General features: G+C 59.7%; 15 protein-coding genes. 14 read left to right on the forward strand and 1 reads right to left on the reverse strand.

What is annotated here, in order from left to right; all coding sequences use genetic code 11:
- Window positions 1-3 precede the first annotated feature (3 nt).
- From J4G32_RS01735 to J4G32_RS01755, 5 genes are read left to right on the forward strand one after another with little or no spacing between them, the layout of a single operon-like run.
- Complete coding sequence (locus J4G32_RS01735) at window positions 4-1,524, forward strand: sugar ABC transporter ATP-binding protein (RefSeq protein WP_210483473.1); 1,521 nt, start codon at window positions 4-6, stop codon at window positions 1,522-1,524.
- Window positions 1,521-2,519 carry an ABC transporter permease gene (locus tag J4G32_RS01740; RefSeq protein ID WP_210483477.1) on the forward strand — a complete coding sequence of 333 codons (999 nt, stop codon included), beginning with the start codon at window positions 1,521-1,523 and terminating at the stop codon, window positions 2,517-2,519. The genes J4G32_RS01735 and J4G32_RS01740 overlap by 4 nt, the downstream gene beginning before the upstream one ends.
- 59 nt (window positions 2,520-2,578) lie before the next feature.
- Window positions 2,579-3,529, forward strand: a complete 951-nt coding sequence (locus tag J4G32_RS01745; protein ID WP_210483491.1) for a substrate-binding domain-containing protein — start codon at window positions 2,579-2,581, stop codon at window positions 3,527-3,529.
- A gap of 51 nt (window positions 3,530-3,580) precedes the next feature.
- Window positions 3,581-4,660 (forward strand): sugar phosphate isomerase/epimerase family protein, encoded by a 1,080-nt coding sequence (locus tag J4G32_RS01750; protein WP_210483494.1) that lies wholly within the window; start codon window positions 3,581-3,583, stop codon window positions 4,658-4,660.
- Window positions 4,660-5,835 (forward strand): Gfo/Idh/MocA family protein, encoded by a 1,176-nt coding sequence (locus J4G32_RS01755; RefSeq protein ID WP_210485458.1) that lies wholly within the window; start codon window positions 4,660-4,662, stop codon window positions 5,833-5,835. The genes J4G32_RS01750 and J4G32_RS01755 overlap by 1 nt, the downstream gene beginning before the upstream one ends.
- Before the next feature lie 39 nt (window positions 5,836-5,874).
- Here the strand turns inward: J4G32_RS01755 and J4G32_RS01760 are convergent, their stop codons facing one another.
- Entirely contained in the window at window positions 5,875-6,171 is a 297-nt protein-coding gene (locus J4G32_RS01760) for a hypothetical protein (protein WP_210483496.1), read from the reverse strand.
- Window positions 6,172-6,647: 476 nt separating this feature from the next.
- On the opposite strand from J4G32_RS01760, the gene J4G32_RS01765 reads away from it, so the two are divergent.
- The 9 genes from J4G32_RS01765 to J4G32_RS01805 are packed head-to-tail and all read left to right on the forward strand — an operon-like array spanning window position 6,648 to window position 15,818.
- On the forward strand, window positions 6,648-7,925 hold the full coding sequence (locus tag J4G32_RS01765; RefSeq protein WP_210483499.1) for an ABC transporter substrate-binding protein: 1,278 nt from the start codon (window positions 6,648-6,650) through the stop codon (window positions 7,923-7,925).
- Window positions 7,926-7,942: 17 nt separating this feature from the next.
- On the forward strand, window positions 7,943-8,356 hold the full coding sequence (locus J4G32_RS01770) for a cupin domain-containing protein (RefSeq protein ID WP_210483516.1): 414 nt from the start codon (window positions 7,943-7,945) through the stop codon (window positions 8,354-8,356).
- An 11-nt stretch (window positions 8,357-8,367) separates the two neighbouring features.
- Window positions 8,368-8,754 carry a cupin domain-containing protein gene (locus tag J4G32_RS01775; protein WP_210483519.1) on the forward strand — a complete coding sequence of 129 codons (387 nt, stop codon included), beginning with the start codon at window positions 8,368-8,370 and terminating at the stop codon, window positions 8,752-8,754.
- Window positions 8,755-8,759: 5 nt separating this feature from the next.
- Complete coding sequence (locus tag J4G32_RS01780) at window positions 8,760-9,479, forward strand: ABC transporter ATP-binding protein (RefSeq protein ID WP_210485459.1); 720 nt, start codon at window positions 8,760-8,762, stop codon at window positions 9,477-9,479.
- Window positions 9,445-10,233: an ABC transporter ATP-binding protein gene (locus J4G32_RS01785; protein WP_246504725.1), complete on the forward strand. Its 789-nt coding sequence runs from the start codon at window positions 9,445-9,447 to the stop codon at window positions 10,231-10,233. Before J4G32_RS01780 ends, J4G32_RS01785 begins: the two co-directional genes overlap by 35 nt.
- Complete coding sequence (locus J4G32_RS01790) at window positions 10,230-11,111, forward strand: branched-chain amino acid ABC transporter permease (protein WP_210483525.1); 882 nt, start codon at window positions 10,230-10,232, stop codon at window positions 11,109-11,111. The genes J4G32_RS01785 and J4G32_RS01790 overlap by 4 nt, the downstream gene beginning before the upstream one ends.
- Window positions 11,112-11,113: 2 nt before the next feature.
- The gene (locus tag J4G32_RS01795; protein ID WP_210483528.1) at window positions 11,114-12,082 is read left to right on the forward strand and encodes a branched-chain amino acid ABC transporter permease; all 969 of its coding nucleotides are present in this window, start codon (window positions 11,114-11,116) and stop codon (window positions 12,080-12,082) included.
- Window positions 12,079-14,166, forward strand: a complete 2,088-nt coding sequence (locus J4G32_RS01800; RefSeq protein WP_210483531.1) for a hydantoinase/oxoprolinase family protein — start codon at window positions 12,079-12,081, stop codon at window positions 14,164-14,166. Before J4G32_RS01795 ends, J4G32_RS01800 begins: the two co-directional genes overlap by 4 nt.
- Window positions 14,163-15,818, forward strand: a complete 1,656-nt coding sequence (locus J4G32_RS01805; protein WP_210483534.1) for a hydantoinase B/oxoprolinase family protein — start codon at window positions 14,163-14,165, stop codon at window positions 15,816-15,818. Before J4G32_RS01800 ends, J4G32_RS01805 begins: the two co-directional genes overlap by 4 nt.
- Window positions 15,819-15,850 lie beyond the last annotated feature (32 nt).

A 15,850-nucleotide genomic window follows, 5' to 3' on the forward strand; every position in this document is an offset into this window, starting at 1 on the left:
GCCATGGAACTCGTCCTTCGCGTTGACGCTATCTCGAAGTCGTTCGGCCCCATCGAGGTTCTGAGCGGGGTTTCTCTCGACGTGAAACGCGGTGAGATTCATGCCGTCATCGGAGAGAATGGCGCTGGAAAATCGACCCTGATGAAAGTCATGTCGGGCCATCTCGCGCCGACCAGCGGCGCCATTTATCTCGAGGATCAACCTGTCGTGTTCGCAACTCCCAGCGAGGCAGAGAAGCGCGGCATCGTCCTCGTCCACCAGGAAATTCTCCTCGCTCCCGATCTGACAGTTGCCGAGAACATTTTCCTTGGACGGGAAATCACCAGACTTGGCCTCATGAATGACACCGCGATGCGCGCGCAGGCGAGACAGGTTCTGAACCAGCTCGGCGCGAGGATCGATCCCAACATCCGCGTCCGCGAGCTCTCCATCGCTGACCGGCAGATCGTTCAGATCGCGCGTGCGCTGCTCGTCCCACACCGCGTTGTTGTCTTCGACGAGCCGACAGCCGTTCTGACACCCGTTGAGGCCGAGAGCCTGTTCGCCATCATCCGCCGTCTGCGCTCTCACGGTGTAGGCGTACTCTATATCTCCCATCGCCTGAGCGAGGTGAAAGCCATTGCAGATCGGGTGACCGTCCTGCGTGACGGAAAACTCATCGCCACTCGCGACATTGATGGGTTTGAGCCAATCGAGATGGCCCGCCTCATGGTCGGGCGTGATATGTCCAAGCTGTATCCCGAAAAGCCCGATGCCGCGTCCGACGAAGTGACATTGAAGGTCGAGAACGCCTCGGTGCCCGATCACGTAGTGGATGTCTCTTTCTCCCTTCGGCGCGGCGAGGTCCTTGGTTTTGGCGGTCTCATCGGGGCTGGGCGAACAGAACTGTTTGAAGGTCTCGTCGGCCTCCGTCCCTTCAAGGGGCGCGTCCTTCTGGACGGAAGTGCGGTCTCGTTTCGCGATGCGCGAGACGCGATGGCCGCTGGAATTGTCTACCTGTCGGAAGACCGCAAGGGCAAAGGCCTTCTTCTGCAGCAGAACCTGCGCATCAATCTCACGCTCTCCGCGCTGCAGAAATTCACGCACGGCCCGTTCATTGATGTGGGCGCCGAAAGGGCGGCGCTTGATACTGCCATCGGAGATTTCGACATCCGGGCGCGTCGCCGCGACATGCTCGCGGGCGAGCTGTCAGGAGGCAATCAGCAGAAGTTGCTTCTCGCGAAAATGATGCTTGCGGAACCCCGAATCGTGATCATCGACGAACCGACGCGCGGCGTGGATATCGGCAACAAGGAGCAGATTTACCGCTTCATCGCAGACCTCGCCCAGCAAGGTCGCTCTGTGATCGTTATCTCCTCGGAGATGCAGGAGCTGATCGGCCTCTGCCATCGCGTGATTGTCATGCGCAACGGCATCGCCGCCGGCGAGGTGCCTCAGTCAGACCTGTCTGAGGACAGGATCGTCTTTCTCGCCACCGGCGTTCATGAAGAGAGGGCGGCCGAGATCGCCGCAGGCCACGTATGACGGATACCGCATTTCGGACCGGCGCCACGGAGCGCCGCTTCAGCCTCGATTTGAGGGCACTCTCGCCGTTCATCGCGCTTGTCGTGCTGATCATCGCCGGCTCGCTCGTTAATCCTGACTTCCTGACGATATCGAACCTGACCAATGTCGCGACGCGCTCTGCATTCATTGCGATCATCGCGGTCGGCGCGACCTTCGTGATCGCGAGCGGCGGCCTCGACCTTTCGGTCGGATCCATGGCAGCCTTGGTCGCCGGCGTCATGATCCTGACGCTCAACAAGGTCGGGGGGGCAGATTCAGCCACGCTTGTGGCCGGAATGGCGGCTGCGATCGGATTAAGCGTAGCCTGCGGTCTCGCAAACGGACTTATCGTGACGTTTGGACGTATCGAGCCATTCATCGTGACCCTCGGGACCATGGGGATCTTCCGATCGCTGGTTGTTTGGTTGGCCGCCGGCGGGACGATCACCATGCGCAACGCAGACCTCAGGGAATTGTATCGCCCGATCTATTTCGGGGACATCTTCGGCATTCCGATCCCCATCATAGTCTTCCTTGTTGTCGCCGGCATTGGTGCGCTGATCCTCTACAAGACATCGTTCGGACGCCACGTCGTCGCTCTCGGATCAAACGAGGAGGTCGCTCGCTACTCGGGTGTGCCAATCTGGCGCGTCCGGACGCTTGTCTATGTCATCCAGGGCGTATGCGTCGGCATCGCCGTGCTGGTCTACGTCCCGCGTCTCGGCTCGGCCACCCCAACGACCGGCCTTCTATGGGAACTTCAGGCCATCACCGCGGTGGTGGTTGGTGGAACCGCCCTGAAAGGCGGCATCGGGCGGATTGGCGGAACGGTGATCGGCGCAATCATCCTGGAGCTGGTCGCCAACATCATGGTGCTGTCGAACTTCGTCTCCGAGTTTCTCGTGGGCGCAGTGCAGGGTGCCATCATTATCGTCGCCATGTTGTTGCAGCGAAGTCTGCATCGCGGGCGGTAGATCCGGGAGGGCCCACCGGTCAGCAAATCGGGGCTCGGCCTAATATCAGGGAGGAAGACATGAGAAAAACGGCATTGAAGCTCGCAACGGCCGCTGGTCTGTTTGCGGGCTTGACAGGCGTCGCCATCGCTCAATCGAAAAACGTAACGATCGGCGTTTCCATTCCGGCCGCGACCCACGGCTGGACCGGAGGTGTCGTCTATCATGCTCAGGAAGCCGCCAAGCAACTCGAGAAAACCTATCCAGGCCTCAAGGTGATCGTAAAGACCTCTCCCGACGGGGCATCGCAAGCGAATGCCCTCGATGATCTCTCGGCCCAGAAAATTGACGCGCTCGTCGTTCTCCCCTTTAACTCGGACGAACTGACAAACCCAGTCAAGGAAGTGAAGAAGCGCGGCACATTCATCACCGTCGTCGATCGTGGCCTCAAGGATGCGACCATTCAGGACATCTACGTGGCGGGCAACAATCCCGAATTCGGCAGGGTCGCTGGAAAGTACTTCGTAGACACCCTTAAGCAAGGCAACGTGGTAGTTTTCCGCGGAATTCCGACGGTGATCGATGAGGAGCGCGTGTCGAATTTCGAGAAGGCGCTCGAAGGATCTGGCGTGAAGGTCATTGACAAGCAGTACGCCAACTGGAACCGCGACGACGCGTTTCGGGTAATGCAGGATTTCCTGTCGAAGCACCCGAAGATCGATGCGGTCTGGGCCTCGGATGACGATATGGCGCTCGGCGTGATGGAAGCGATCCGGCAGGGGAAGCGCGAGGATATCAAGTTCGTCCTCGGCGGCGCCGGTATGAAGGACATCGTCAAGCGCGTGATGGATGGGGACAAGATGATCCCGGCCAACGTCTCCTATCCGCCGGGCATGATCGCAACCGCAATGAACGTGACCGCCGCACAGTTCTTCACCAACGCCCCCATGCGCGGAACCTATGTGCTCAATGCGCTGCTGATTACAAAGGACAACGCGAAGAACTACTACTACCCGGATTCACCCTTCTAGAACGCCGCGCTTCCCTCCCCGTCCTGGGGAGGGAATTTCGAGGAGAAGACGATGAAGACGATGAAGGGGCCGGGCCTGTTCCTTGCGCAATTTGCAGGCGATGTGGCGCCGTTCAATTCCCTCGACGCCATCTGCGGCTGGGCGGCTTCAATGGGATACAAAGGCGTTCAGATTCCGACCTGGGACGCGCGCCTGTTCGATCTGAGCAAGGCTGCGGAATCCGACACCTATTGCGAGGAGGTCGCAGGAACCGCGAGACTCCACGGCCTCGAGATCACCGAGCTTTCGACCCATCTGCAAGGTCAACTCGTGGCGGTTCACCCCGCATTCGACGAAGCGTTTGACGGTTTTGCCGCACCAGAGGTCAGGGGCCGTCCGAAGGCGCGTCAGCAATGGGCTGTTTCACAGTTGATGCTCGCCGCGAGGGCGTCCCGTCGCCTGGGATTGAAAGCGCACGTGAGCTTTTCGGGCGCACTCGCCTGGCCCTTTATGTACCCGTGGCCACAGCGGCCAGCCGGGCTGGTGGACGCGGCATTCGACGAACTGGGCCGGCGATGGCGTCCCATTCTCGACGCCTTCGACGAGGCGGGATGCGATCTGTGCTACGAGATCCACCCTGGTGAGGACCTGCACGACGGAGCGACGTTCGAGCGTTTCGTTGACGCCGTCGGCGAGCACAAGCGCGCCTGCATCAATTACGATCCAAGCCACTTCCTGCTGCAGCAACTCGATTACCTTGCCTTCATCGATCTCTATCACGAGCGCATCAAGGCCTTTCACGTCAAGGACGCTGAGTTTAATCCGACCGGCCGAGTCGGCGTCTATGGCGGGTACGAAAACTGGATAGAACGCGCGGGGCGCTTTCGATCGCTGGGCGACGGACAGGTCGATTTCGCTGCCATCTTTTCCAAGCTCGCCCAGTACGACTATGAATCCTGGGCCGTGCTGGAGTGGGAATGCTGCCTGAAACACCCGGAGGATGGTGCCCGCGAAGGCGCACCTTTCATCCAGAACCACATTATTCGTGTGACAGAAACAGCCTTCGATGACTTCGCCGCCGGGGGGACCGACGCGGCCGCAAATCGCCGCCTGCTGGGTCTGGATCCGACGAGCGGCGCGGGAGGAGAATGATGACGATCAATGCCTCGAACGATAGTGCGGTCTCGCGCCGTCTCCGCCTTGGTATGGTGGGAGGGGGCCGCGGCGCCTTCATCGGCGCCGTTCACCGTATCGCCGCACGCCTGGATGACCGCTGGGAGTTGGTGGCAGGCGCTTTGTCGTCCGATCCAGAGCGCTCGCACCTTTCCGGACAGGATCTCCTCCTAAGCCCGGATCGGGTTTATGCCAACTTCGACGAGATGGCAAAACGAGAGTCCAGCCGGGAGGACGGTATCGATGCAGTTGCCATCGTCACGCCCAATCACGCCCATGCCGCGCCAGCACGGGCATTTCTGAAAGCCGGCATCCATGTAATCTGCGACAAGCCCTTGACGACCACGTTGCGTCAGGCTGAGCAACTGGCGCGTCTGGCGCGGGACAGCGGCCTGATCTTTGCGGTGACCCACAATTATACCGGCTATCCGCTCGTGCGGCAGGCTAGGGCATTGGTGCAAGCCGGTGATCTCGGTGCCATTCGTGTCGTACAGGTCGAATATGCCCAGGATTGGCTGGCGACGCCGACAGAAGACAGCGGTAACAAGCAAGCCGAGTGGCGTACGGATCCGGCCCGGTCCGGTCCGGCTGGAGCAGTGGGCGATATCGGCACCCACGCGTTCAACCTCGCGGAGTTCATCACGAACGACGAGGTATTGGAGTTGTCCGCTGATCTGCAGACGTTCGTCGCGGGACGGCGACTGGACGACAACGCGCACATGATGCTGCGCTTCGCCTCCGGCGCGAAAGGCATGCTGTGGTGCAGTCAGGTGGCGTCAGGCCTCGAGAACGGCCTGCGGATCCGGGTATTCGGCGAGAAGGCCGGCCTCGAATGGCACCAAGAAAATCCGAACATTCTCATCTTCTCACCTCTCGGTGAGCCGCAGAGGCTGATCCGCCGCAACGGCCCCGGTACTGGAGAAGCCTCCCGGGCGGCATCCCGCATTCCCGCGGGACATCCAGAAGGATATCTTGAAGGGTTTGCGCAACTCTATTCCGACGTGGCGGAGCAAATTTCTTCTCGACTTGAGAAGCGAACTCCCAATCCTTTATCCTTGGAGGTGCCCACCGTCGAAGAAGGCGTCCGTGGCGTCCGCTTTATCGACGCCGCCGTTCGATCCTCTCGGCGTAGGGGCGCATGGATTTCGCTGTGAGACGAAGGAGGATGGAACGTCGCGTCAGAACGACGGATTCTACAGCGTATCGATGTTGCTCGTACCGGCCTTCAACGTATCTGTGAACCTGTCGGCAGCGAAAGCTTGAGCCAACCCCAGCGTGTCGAACTGCTCGCTTTCAAAAAGTGTCTTGCCGATAGGCTCGCCGCCGTCTGCAACGTTGGTCTGGAAGATCGCTGCGAGAAACGCGTCGCCGAGCCGCAGAACAACGTAGTTCTCGTCTTGTGGGTGAGACCAGGCGACCTCGGGCTTCAGCGCCGCAAAATCCTCTAGGGAGATCGTCGGCCCTTCCGCGAGCAACATTGCGACGTCCATGGCAATTCTCCTGGGTGGTGCCTTATCCATTACTGCCTCAGAGATCCGACCGCAACGGCGTAAGCAAGCGACGCCGCTCTGGCGCTGCGGTCACACCCCGCCTGCCCGCGCGAAGCCGATGATCGCGTATTTGCACCTTCGCTCCAGTGTCCACCGGCATGGAGGTGAGCGCCGTCAGTCTTCCGGCTTATTCCCACACGCCGCGTATCCCACTTGGTCCCGACGCGTTCATGATGTCCACTCGTCGTAGCGTTCGCATAGCTCTGCGCGTCCCCCAAGTTCGCTCCCGTCCAGCCACTGCGCAATCTTGGAAGCGCAATCGCCGGACGAGCGCAGACGACATTGCCCTTAATTCAGGCTCGTAAGTATACAAAAACACCACATTGATGCGGTTTATTCGCTTGGCATGCCCATTAAAGTATACAATGATGACGTTGCGTACCTTGCTGAACCGCTTACCACCCCGGAGCACGTTCATGACCCGCACCATCCTCACCAATCAGCCACCCAGTCGACGAACAGTCATTAAAGGCGGCATTGCGGCTAGTTCGGTAGCGCTGGCCGGCGTGAGTGCAACTGTTCCTGCTCAAGCCGCTGATCGAGAAATCAGGCTAGGGTTCGTCGGGCCGGTGACCGGAACGTTCGCCGAACTCGGCACCGCGATGCGCGATGGCGCGCAGGTCGCTGTCGATGCCATCAATGCTGGCGGCGGCGTCAAGGTTGGCGACAAGACATATACAATCACCATGGTGATTGGCGACGAGGAGGCCACACCTGAGCGCGCGCTTGCTGCGACGCGCCGCCTGATCGACGTCGAAGGCGTCACAGGAATTCTCGGCTACGCAAACAGCACCAACCTGCTCGCCACAATGCCGCTGCTGCAGGACTCGCGGATCCCCATGATCGACACGAGCGGCCGCGCTGACTCGATCCCCCGGTTGATCGCTGAGAAAAAGATGGACTACCTGTTCCAGCTCAGTCCAGTGAACAATGATTTCGTCGGATTGCACGGCGACATCATCAAGCATTACGGCAAGGCCGATCGTGTCGGAATTCTCGCATTCAATACCGACTTCGCTCGCGAATACACGGTACAGGCCGATAAGCTCTGGCCGGAAATGATACCCGGTGTGAAGATCGAGAAGTATTTCGTTGAAGTCAACAAGATGGATCTGCAACCGGAACTCCTCCAGATCCGCCGCTTCAAACCGCAGTTCCTGTGGGTCCTGTTGACTGGTCCGCAATCCTATCAATTCGTCGACCAGTTTCACAGCTCCGGTATGATCAAGACGATGCTGGTCCTTGGGGACTCGATCTACGGCTCGGACTTGTTCCGCTCAAAGAACGGAAACAAAGTCGACTACCATATGGCGAACGCAATTACGCAGAAAAAGCCTGTAACTGCGCTGACGATCCCCTTCTACGATGCGTTCAGCAAGAAGGTTGGGTTCAACCCGCCCTACTACGCAGTGCAGACCTATGACGGCATGATCATGATGCTCGAAGGCCTCACCCGAATGGCTGCAATCTCGGGGGACGTCAAGAACGACCGAACGGCTCTGCGCGACGCGCTCGTATCAATTGACGCGCAAAAGCCTGTGATTGGCGCACGTGGAAGCCTCGCGTTCTCCTCGCTCGAGACGGGCCGACGCGTTCCGGTAACACCGGTGGTCACGCAATATCAACCCGACAACGTGACAGATGTAGCTTGGCCCCTCGCCCAGGCTGGAAAATTCCTGGATCCCCGCAGCTAGCAACGGAGCCGACCGCGATGCGCGATATCAGCGATCTTCAACCCGTGAGACCGGGGACAAATCTCCTCGCCGAATTCGATCGTGTGTTTGTTAAAGACAGCGAGATCCCGAAACAGCCCATCGGCTCCGCCGAAGGTGCCAAATTCACCGACGCCGATGTGCAAGTGAAGCTGCTGATGGTCGGTGACCGAATGCATATGCTGAAAGTCTACTTCACCAAAGGCTCGGTCGTCCCTGTCCACACTCACCATGACCACTCGACCATCGTTTGTCTCCACGAGGGCAAGCTGAAGGTCAATATCGGTGACGAGACCTTCATCGCCAATCCAGGCGATGTGTGGCAGCACCCGCGCGGCGTGCCACACAACCATGAGGCGCTTGAGGACAGTCATGTCATCGAGATCAAAGCGCCCGCCACGAAGACTTGGTGAGAGGATCGAACATGAGCATCGCCGAACCGCGTATTCTGTCACCGATGAAGGAAATGTTTCGCCGAGATGAGGACATCGAATCCTTCCCACTGACCAATGTCGAAGGGACGAATTTCACGACGCCGTCGAGGATCAAGATTCTGATGGTGACCGAGGATATGCACTGTATCAAGGTCTTCCGGGTCGGAGGAACGGTGGATCCGGTTCATCAGCACGACGACCACTCCACGATCATGTGCCTCCTGTCGGGCAAGCTGATCCTGCATATCGGCGATGAGACCTTCACGGCCGAGCCAGGCGACGTCTGGTACCACCCACAAGGCGTGCCCCATTACACGGAAACCCTGGTCGACAGCGTTCAAATCGAGGTGAAGGCGCCGGCCTGCAAGACCTGGTGAGCGCCATGCCCATCCTCGAAGTATCAGGGATCGGGAAACGCTACGGCGGCATCGTTGCGGTCGAAGATGTTTCGTTCAAAGTCAAGCGCGGCATCGCAACGGGGTTAATCGGTCCCAATGGAGCTGGAAAGACAACCGTCTTCGATATGCTGACTGGCATGCAGCGCGCCGATCGCGGCAGCATTCGCTTCGAAGGGCAGACAATCACCAACCTCGCATCGCATAAAATCAGCCGACTCGGGATTGGACGCACGTTTCAGAGCGTACGCGTATTCGGTAACCTGAGCGTCCTCGAGAACCTCAATATTGCCGAGGCCAACAGCGCGGCACCCGCGCGTCATGGCGCCACCGATCGGGTACACCGCGCACTAGCCCTCGTCGAAATGGAGGAGCATGCCGGCAAACCTGCTGGCGCGCTCTCCTATGGCCAGCGCAAGCTGGTCGAACTAGCGATGGTGCTCGTCCAGGAGCCGCGCCTGATCATGCTTGACGAACCCGTCGCAGGCGTGAACCCCGGCTTGGTCGAGCGATTAAGCGATATTCTTCGGCGATTGATTGACAGCGGCATCAGCCTCCTCCTCGTCGAACACAACATTCGTTTTGTGACCGGTCTCTGCGATCATATCGTCGTCCTCGCCGCCGCACGCATGCTGGCCGATGGAACGCCTGAAGAGATCATGAGAAACCCCGATGTGCTGGAGGCATTCCTTGGCTCCGACCACTGAACCATCGTCACTGGCTGAACTGCGGAATGTCACTGCCGGCTATCGCGGATCTGCGATCCTGCAAGGTCTCAGCCTACGCGCAAACGCCGGCGGAATTACTGGCATCATCGGTCCCAACGGCGCGGGAAAATCGACGTTGCTGAAAGTGCTGCTCGGGTATCTCAGGCCGATGTCGGGAAGCGTTTGGTTTGACGGCAGCGACATTCTCGCCCTACCTCCAGAGGAGCGTATCAGTGCTGGGATCGCATACATCGCCCAGACGAAAAGCTATTTCGCTTCCCAGACGATTGACGAGAACCTTCTGATTGGTGCCTACCTCGTCCGCGACCGCCAGCTGATTGCGGAGCGGCGTGAGGCCGTATTCCGACGCTTTCCAATTCTCGGCACTCGCCGGCGCCAGCTGGCCGGCGTTCTCAGTGGCGGCGAAGCACGTTTGCTCGAGATCGGCCGGATGCTGATGACGGCTCCGCGCCTCGCTGTCCTTGATGAGCCTTCAATCGGACTTTCGCCAAAGATGGTCGATCTCGTCTACGACGAGGTGCGCAAGCTATCTTCGGAAGGCGTTGCGTTCCTGATCGTCGAGCAAAACGTGCGCAAGCTCCTGGCCGTGGCCGACTTCGTGTATGCGCTCGATAACGGCCGCAACAGATTCGAGGGTAGCCCGGCAGCCCTGGCCGATCGCGATCTCCTAGCGGAACTTTATTTCGGTCGACCATCCCGCCATACGCCCGACGCAACCCGGGCTTCGACATGAGCGACATTCTCTACTTCGTCATTCTCGGAATCATGACCGGAAGCCTCTATGGCCTCCTCGGGCTCGGCATGAACGTCATTTTCAGCGTGCTTCGTTTTGTGAACATCTCCCACGGAGACATGTTGACGGTCGGTGCCTATGTCGGCGTCGCGCTTGCTTTTGCAGGTCTCCAGTCCCCCTGGTACAGCATGGCGATCGGAGTGGGAGCCGTCGCCCTGTTGGGCTTGGTGATCGCCCGTGTCTTGCTGGCTCCGATCACGACAGAGGGGCGCGTGAACGAGCAACGGGGCATGGTCGTCACGCTCGGTCTCTCGCTCGTTATCCCCAATCTCATCCTCGAGATCTTCGGACCTGACTACCAGCGCGTGCCTGGCCAGTTCATGACGGGGGTGGTCGAGTTCGGCGATCTCATCATCGAGAAGCAGCGCCTCGCGATCCTGGTGGGAAGCTTCCTCATCGCCGGCGCCCTCATGGTCTTTCTGCGATACACACGCCTCGGCCGCGCTATTCGGGCAGTCGGAGAAAATCCCGAAGCCGCACAGGCCAGCGGAATCAGTGTTCGCCGCATCCATCTCTTGACCTTCACGCTCGGAACGATGCTTGCAGGCGCTGCCGGCGCGCTCGTGACACCGGTGACTTATGCTTTTCCTGCGATGGGCCTCAACTACACGCTCTATAGCATTGCGGTGGTGATCATCGGTGGACTCGGAAGCGTCTGGGGCGCCATCGTGGCAGGTCTCCTCTTGGGCATTGCGGAATCGCTCTCCGTGATCTGGATGGCATCCGGGTATAACGCTCTCGTGGCGCCGATGATGATGCTCATCATGCTGATCGTGAGGCCACAAGGCCTCTTCGGCAGCAAAGCGGCTAGGGCATAGCGATGATGAACCAACCCGCATCGTCGCGCAGCGCTGCGATGATCGCTGTCGCCGTGCTCGCAATCATTGCCCTGGCGGTGCCACGCTTGGCGCCGAACGAATTCATCCTGAGCATCCTCGGCTTTGCGATGATCTACGCCATGCTGGCCGCAAGTTGGGACCTTCTGATCGGCTTTGCCGGGCTGGTCAGCTTCGGCCATGCCGGCTTTTTCGGCTTGGGCGGATATGCCGCCGCGCTCGCCACCTATCATTTTGGATTGTCACCGTGGCTTGGTCTGCCCATCGGCGGTCTAGCCGGAGGCGTGTTCGGCATCCTGATCGGTATCCCGACCCTTCGTCTGCGAGCAGTCTATCTTGCACTTGCGACGCTGGCATTCGCAGAGAGCCTCAGAATCATCGCCACGAACTGGCACGATCTCACGCGAGGATCGCTCGGCTTCAACCTGCACCCGACGTTCTTCCGGCTGAGCGGCGAGGCGGCAAACTCATATTATGTGGTTCTGCTCGTCTCGAGCCTGAGCATTGCAGTCATCTACTACATTGCCCGGCACACAAGCCTTGGCATGACGTTCCAGGCCGTTCGCGATGACGAATTGCGTGCACGTTCCCTCGGAATCGATGTCGTTCGTCACAAGATCGCGGCTTTCGCTCTTAGCGGCTTTTTTGCCGGTGTTGCTGGCGCTCTCTACGCGCACTACCTCGGTCTGATCAGCCCGAGCGAGCTGGGGCCCGCTACAACGATGCTTGTCGTGGCGATGTCGACGATCGGTGGAATCGGCACCATCATCGGTCCGGCCCTCGCCGCCATCGTGCTCTATCTCGCCAGCGAGCTCCTCCGCATGATCGGGTCCACGTACGGACAGGTCGCCATCGGCGCGCTCTTGATCTTCTTCGTCATCCTATTCCCCGAAGGCGTCGCTGGCTGGCTTTCCCGGCAACGTGCGTCATGGCGAAACAAGAGGAAAACATGACCTATCGCATTGGCATCGATATCGGCGGAACGTTCACAGATTTTGCCATGATTGACGACGCGACTGGCGCGCTGTCGTTTGACAAGATCCTGACGACACCGAAGGATCCCTCGCTTGCAGTCATGGAGGGACTTCGTCGGCTTCTCGACACGACGGGCGTCTCCATTTCACAGGTTGTTTCGATTATTCACGGCTCAACATTGGTGACCAACGCCGTCATCGAACGCAAGGGCGCGCCCACTGGCATGCTCGTAACGGCAGGCTTCCGCGATGTCCTTAATATCGCTCTCGAACGTCGCTACGATCTCTACGACCTGCGCATGACACTCCCTGAGCCGATCATCGACCGCGAATGTCGCGCGGAGATCCATGAGCGTCTTGCCGAGGACGGCTCCGTTCTCAGCCCCCTCGATCTCCGGGAAGTCGAGAAAGCCGTGCAAGCTCTCATCGACGAGCATGCCATCACAGCGTTGGCGGTCTGCTTCCTGCATTCGTTCAGCAACCCTTCCCATGAGCAGGAAGCCGCGGCCCACATCACCGATCTTTTTCCAGAGCTCTACGTCACGTACTCGGCCGACGTTCTGCCGTTCATGCGCGAGTACGAGCGTTGGAATACGGCGGCCGTGAACGCCTATGTCCGCCCGCTCGTTGATCGCTATCTCGGCCGCCTGGAGGGCAGTCTCGCCGATCTCGGCTTCAACGGAGCATTCTTCATCATGACGTCAAGCGGCGGCACGGTGACATCGGACATTGCTCGCAGGTATCCGGTGCGGATGCTTGAATCCGGGCCTGCTGCCGGAGTGCTGATGGCTGCAGATGTGGGCCGCCGCGTCGGCGTGAGCGATCTTCTGTCCTTCGACATGGGCGGCACCACGGCAAAAGGCTCGATCGTCCGTGGCGGCCTTCCCCGCAAGAAGTACGAAATTGAAGTCGCCCGCGTTCACGAATACCAGACGGGAAGCGGATTGCCCGTCAAGATTCCCGTCATTGACATGATCGAAATCGGTGCTGGCGGCGGAGGAATCGCGGAGCTGGACGATCGTGGCCTCCTGCGTGTTGGACCGCGTAGCGCCGGCGCCGATCCCGGCCCTGCCTGCTACGGCCGCGGCGGCGAGAACGCGACGCTCAGCGACGCAAACCTGACACTCGGTTATTACGACGCCGACACGTTCCTCGGCGGCACCATGCGTCTTGATCGGGCGGCCAGCGAGCGGGCGATCAGATCTCGTGTCGCATCCAAGCTCGACCTCGACCTCGCGCGGGCGGCGTGGGGAATTCACGAGACGATCAATGAGGACGTAGCACGAGCCTTTCGCGTCCATGCGTCCGATATCGGCTTTGACTACCGCCGCTGCAGCATGGTTGCGTTCGGTGGATCAGGCCCGGCGCATGCGGCACGCATCGCGCGCAAACTTCGTGTTCCAAAAGTGATCTACCCACGAGGGTCAGGTGTCATGTCGGCAATCGGCATGCTGGTCTCCCCGCTATCGTTTCAACTCGCGCGCAGCAATCGTGTCGCGCTCACCGCGCTGACCGCCGAAGCCTTCGCGGAATACTTTGCAGGGCTGCAGGGCGAGGCAGAGAAGGTTCTGTTTCCCCGCACCGAAAACCGGCCCAATCTAACGGTCAGGCGCTCTCTCGACATGCGCTATCAGGGTCAGGGCTACGAGCTCGAAGTAGTCCTGCCAGAGAACGAAACACCACAGATGCTTTTCGATAGCCTTCCCGGAAAATTCGCGGCGGCCTATCGGGATATCTTTTCGCTCAGCTACCTCGATGAGCCGATTGAAATTCTCAACTGGAAAGTCGAGGTCATCGGACCTTCGCCGGTGGCTGCAGACAGCGCGGTGACCGACGGGACCAGCGGCCGAGCGGCTCCACGTGCGACACGACAGGCGTATTTCCCTGAGAAGGGATATGTCGAGTGCCCGGTCTACGACCGCTATCTGATGAGTGCGGGCGACTATGTCGACGGCCCTGCCTTCGTCGAGGAGCGTGAATCCACTTGCGTCCTCGGATATGGCGACCGCGCGACGATTGACCACCACGGAAACCTTGTTGCCGAAATCGGAGGCCTGTCATGAGTACCGAGCGATCTTTTGACGCAGTGAGCCTTGGCATTCTCTGGGACCGGCTCATCTCGGTCACCAATGAAATCGTGCAGGCACTGGTGCGGACGTCGTTCTCGACCATCGCGCGGGAGAACTATGATCTGTCGTGCGTGTTGTTCGACGCAAAGGGGCGCAGTATCGCCCAGGGTACCATGAGCGTTCCCGTGTTCATCGGGACAGCTCCCCAGACCATGCGCCATATGCTCGATGCCATTCCGCCCGAATCCCTAAAGCCAGGCGACGTCATCCTCACCAACGACATTTGGATGGGCACTGGGCATCTCTGGGACCTTAATGTCATGCAACCTGCCTTCAAAGATGGGCGAATCGTTGGCTTTGCCATGAGCATCAGTCATCTGCCCGATATCGGCGGACGAGGATTCTCGACGCTCAACGAGAACATGTATGAGGAAGGACTGCAGATTCCCATCACGCGGATTGTCCGCGCAGGGGAACCCAATGTCGAATTGATTGAACTCATTCGAAAGAATGTCAGGGTCAGTGAACAGGTCATCGGCGACCTCATGGCGAATATTGCCGCAACGGATGTCGGTTGCCGGCAGCTCGTGGAGTTCATGGATGACTATGGCATCGATGATCTCGTCCCGCTGGCCGATGCGATCATCGAGCAGTCGGAAGCAGCGATGCGCCAAAGTATTGCTGCCGTCCCGGATGGTGTCTATCGCAACGAGATCAAGGTTGAGGCCTTCAACGAAGCCGTGACTCTTGCCTGCGCGGTGCAAATCAGCGGCGACCGCCTGATGGTCGATTTCGAGGGCACCGGCCCCATGGTGCCGTTCGCGATCAACGTCCCCCTTTGCTACACAAAGGCAATGGCTGCTTATGCAATCAAGGCGCTGATCCTGCCGCATGTCCCGAACAACGCCGGGTCCGTGACACCAGTAGAAGTGAAAGCGCCTGCCGGATGCATTCTCAACGCTGTGGCGCCAGCAGCGACGGGCGCACGATTCATGGTCGGACACTTCATCGCACCACTGATATTCGGTGCCATCGCGAAGGTGATGCCGGAGCGCGTCCAGGCGGATTCCGGGATGACGAACATCATGAACGTCATCGGTCGCAACCCGAAAGGTCAGGAATTTACAACACTGTTCTTTTCGGCGGGTGGCTTTGGAGCCATGGCGGGTCTCGACGGCCTCGCGACGACTCCGTCTCCATCAAACATGATGGTCATGCCTACAGAGACCTGGGAGGTGCTGACGGGGATCCGGGTCCTGTCGCGGACACTGCGCGCCGACAGCGGCGGGGCCGGAGAGTTTCGCGGCGGCCTCGGCCAGGAAATTGCCATGCGCAACGACACCCGGCACGCGCTGACGGTCTATGCCATGGGCGCACGGACGGTGTTTCCCGCTCTTGGCTCGCGCGATGGCAAGCCGGGCGCTCTACGCAGCTACAGGGTGAACGGCAAGGATGTTCAGGCGCAGGGGCGTTACGATCTCAAGCCGGGCGACCACCTTCATCTCCTTGAGGCCGGCGGCGGCGGCTACGGCGACCCGGCGCTGCGTGATCGAAGCGCGATCGCGGCAGATATCGAACGCGGCTTCGTGACTTTAGACGCCGCCAAGCGAGACTACGGCTATGTCCCGGTAACGCCTGCTCACTGATGGGCGACGACAGCTGCAACCATCCAGACTGC

It is taken from the genome of Microvirga antarctica, from assembly GCF_017921815.1.
In the GTDB taxonomy this organism is placed as follows: Bacteria; Pseudomonadota; Alphaproteobacteria; order Rhizobiales; family Beijerinckiaceae; genus Microvirga; species Microvirga antarctica.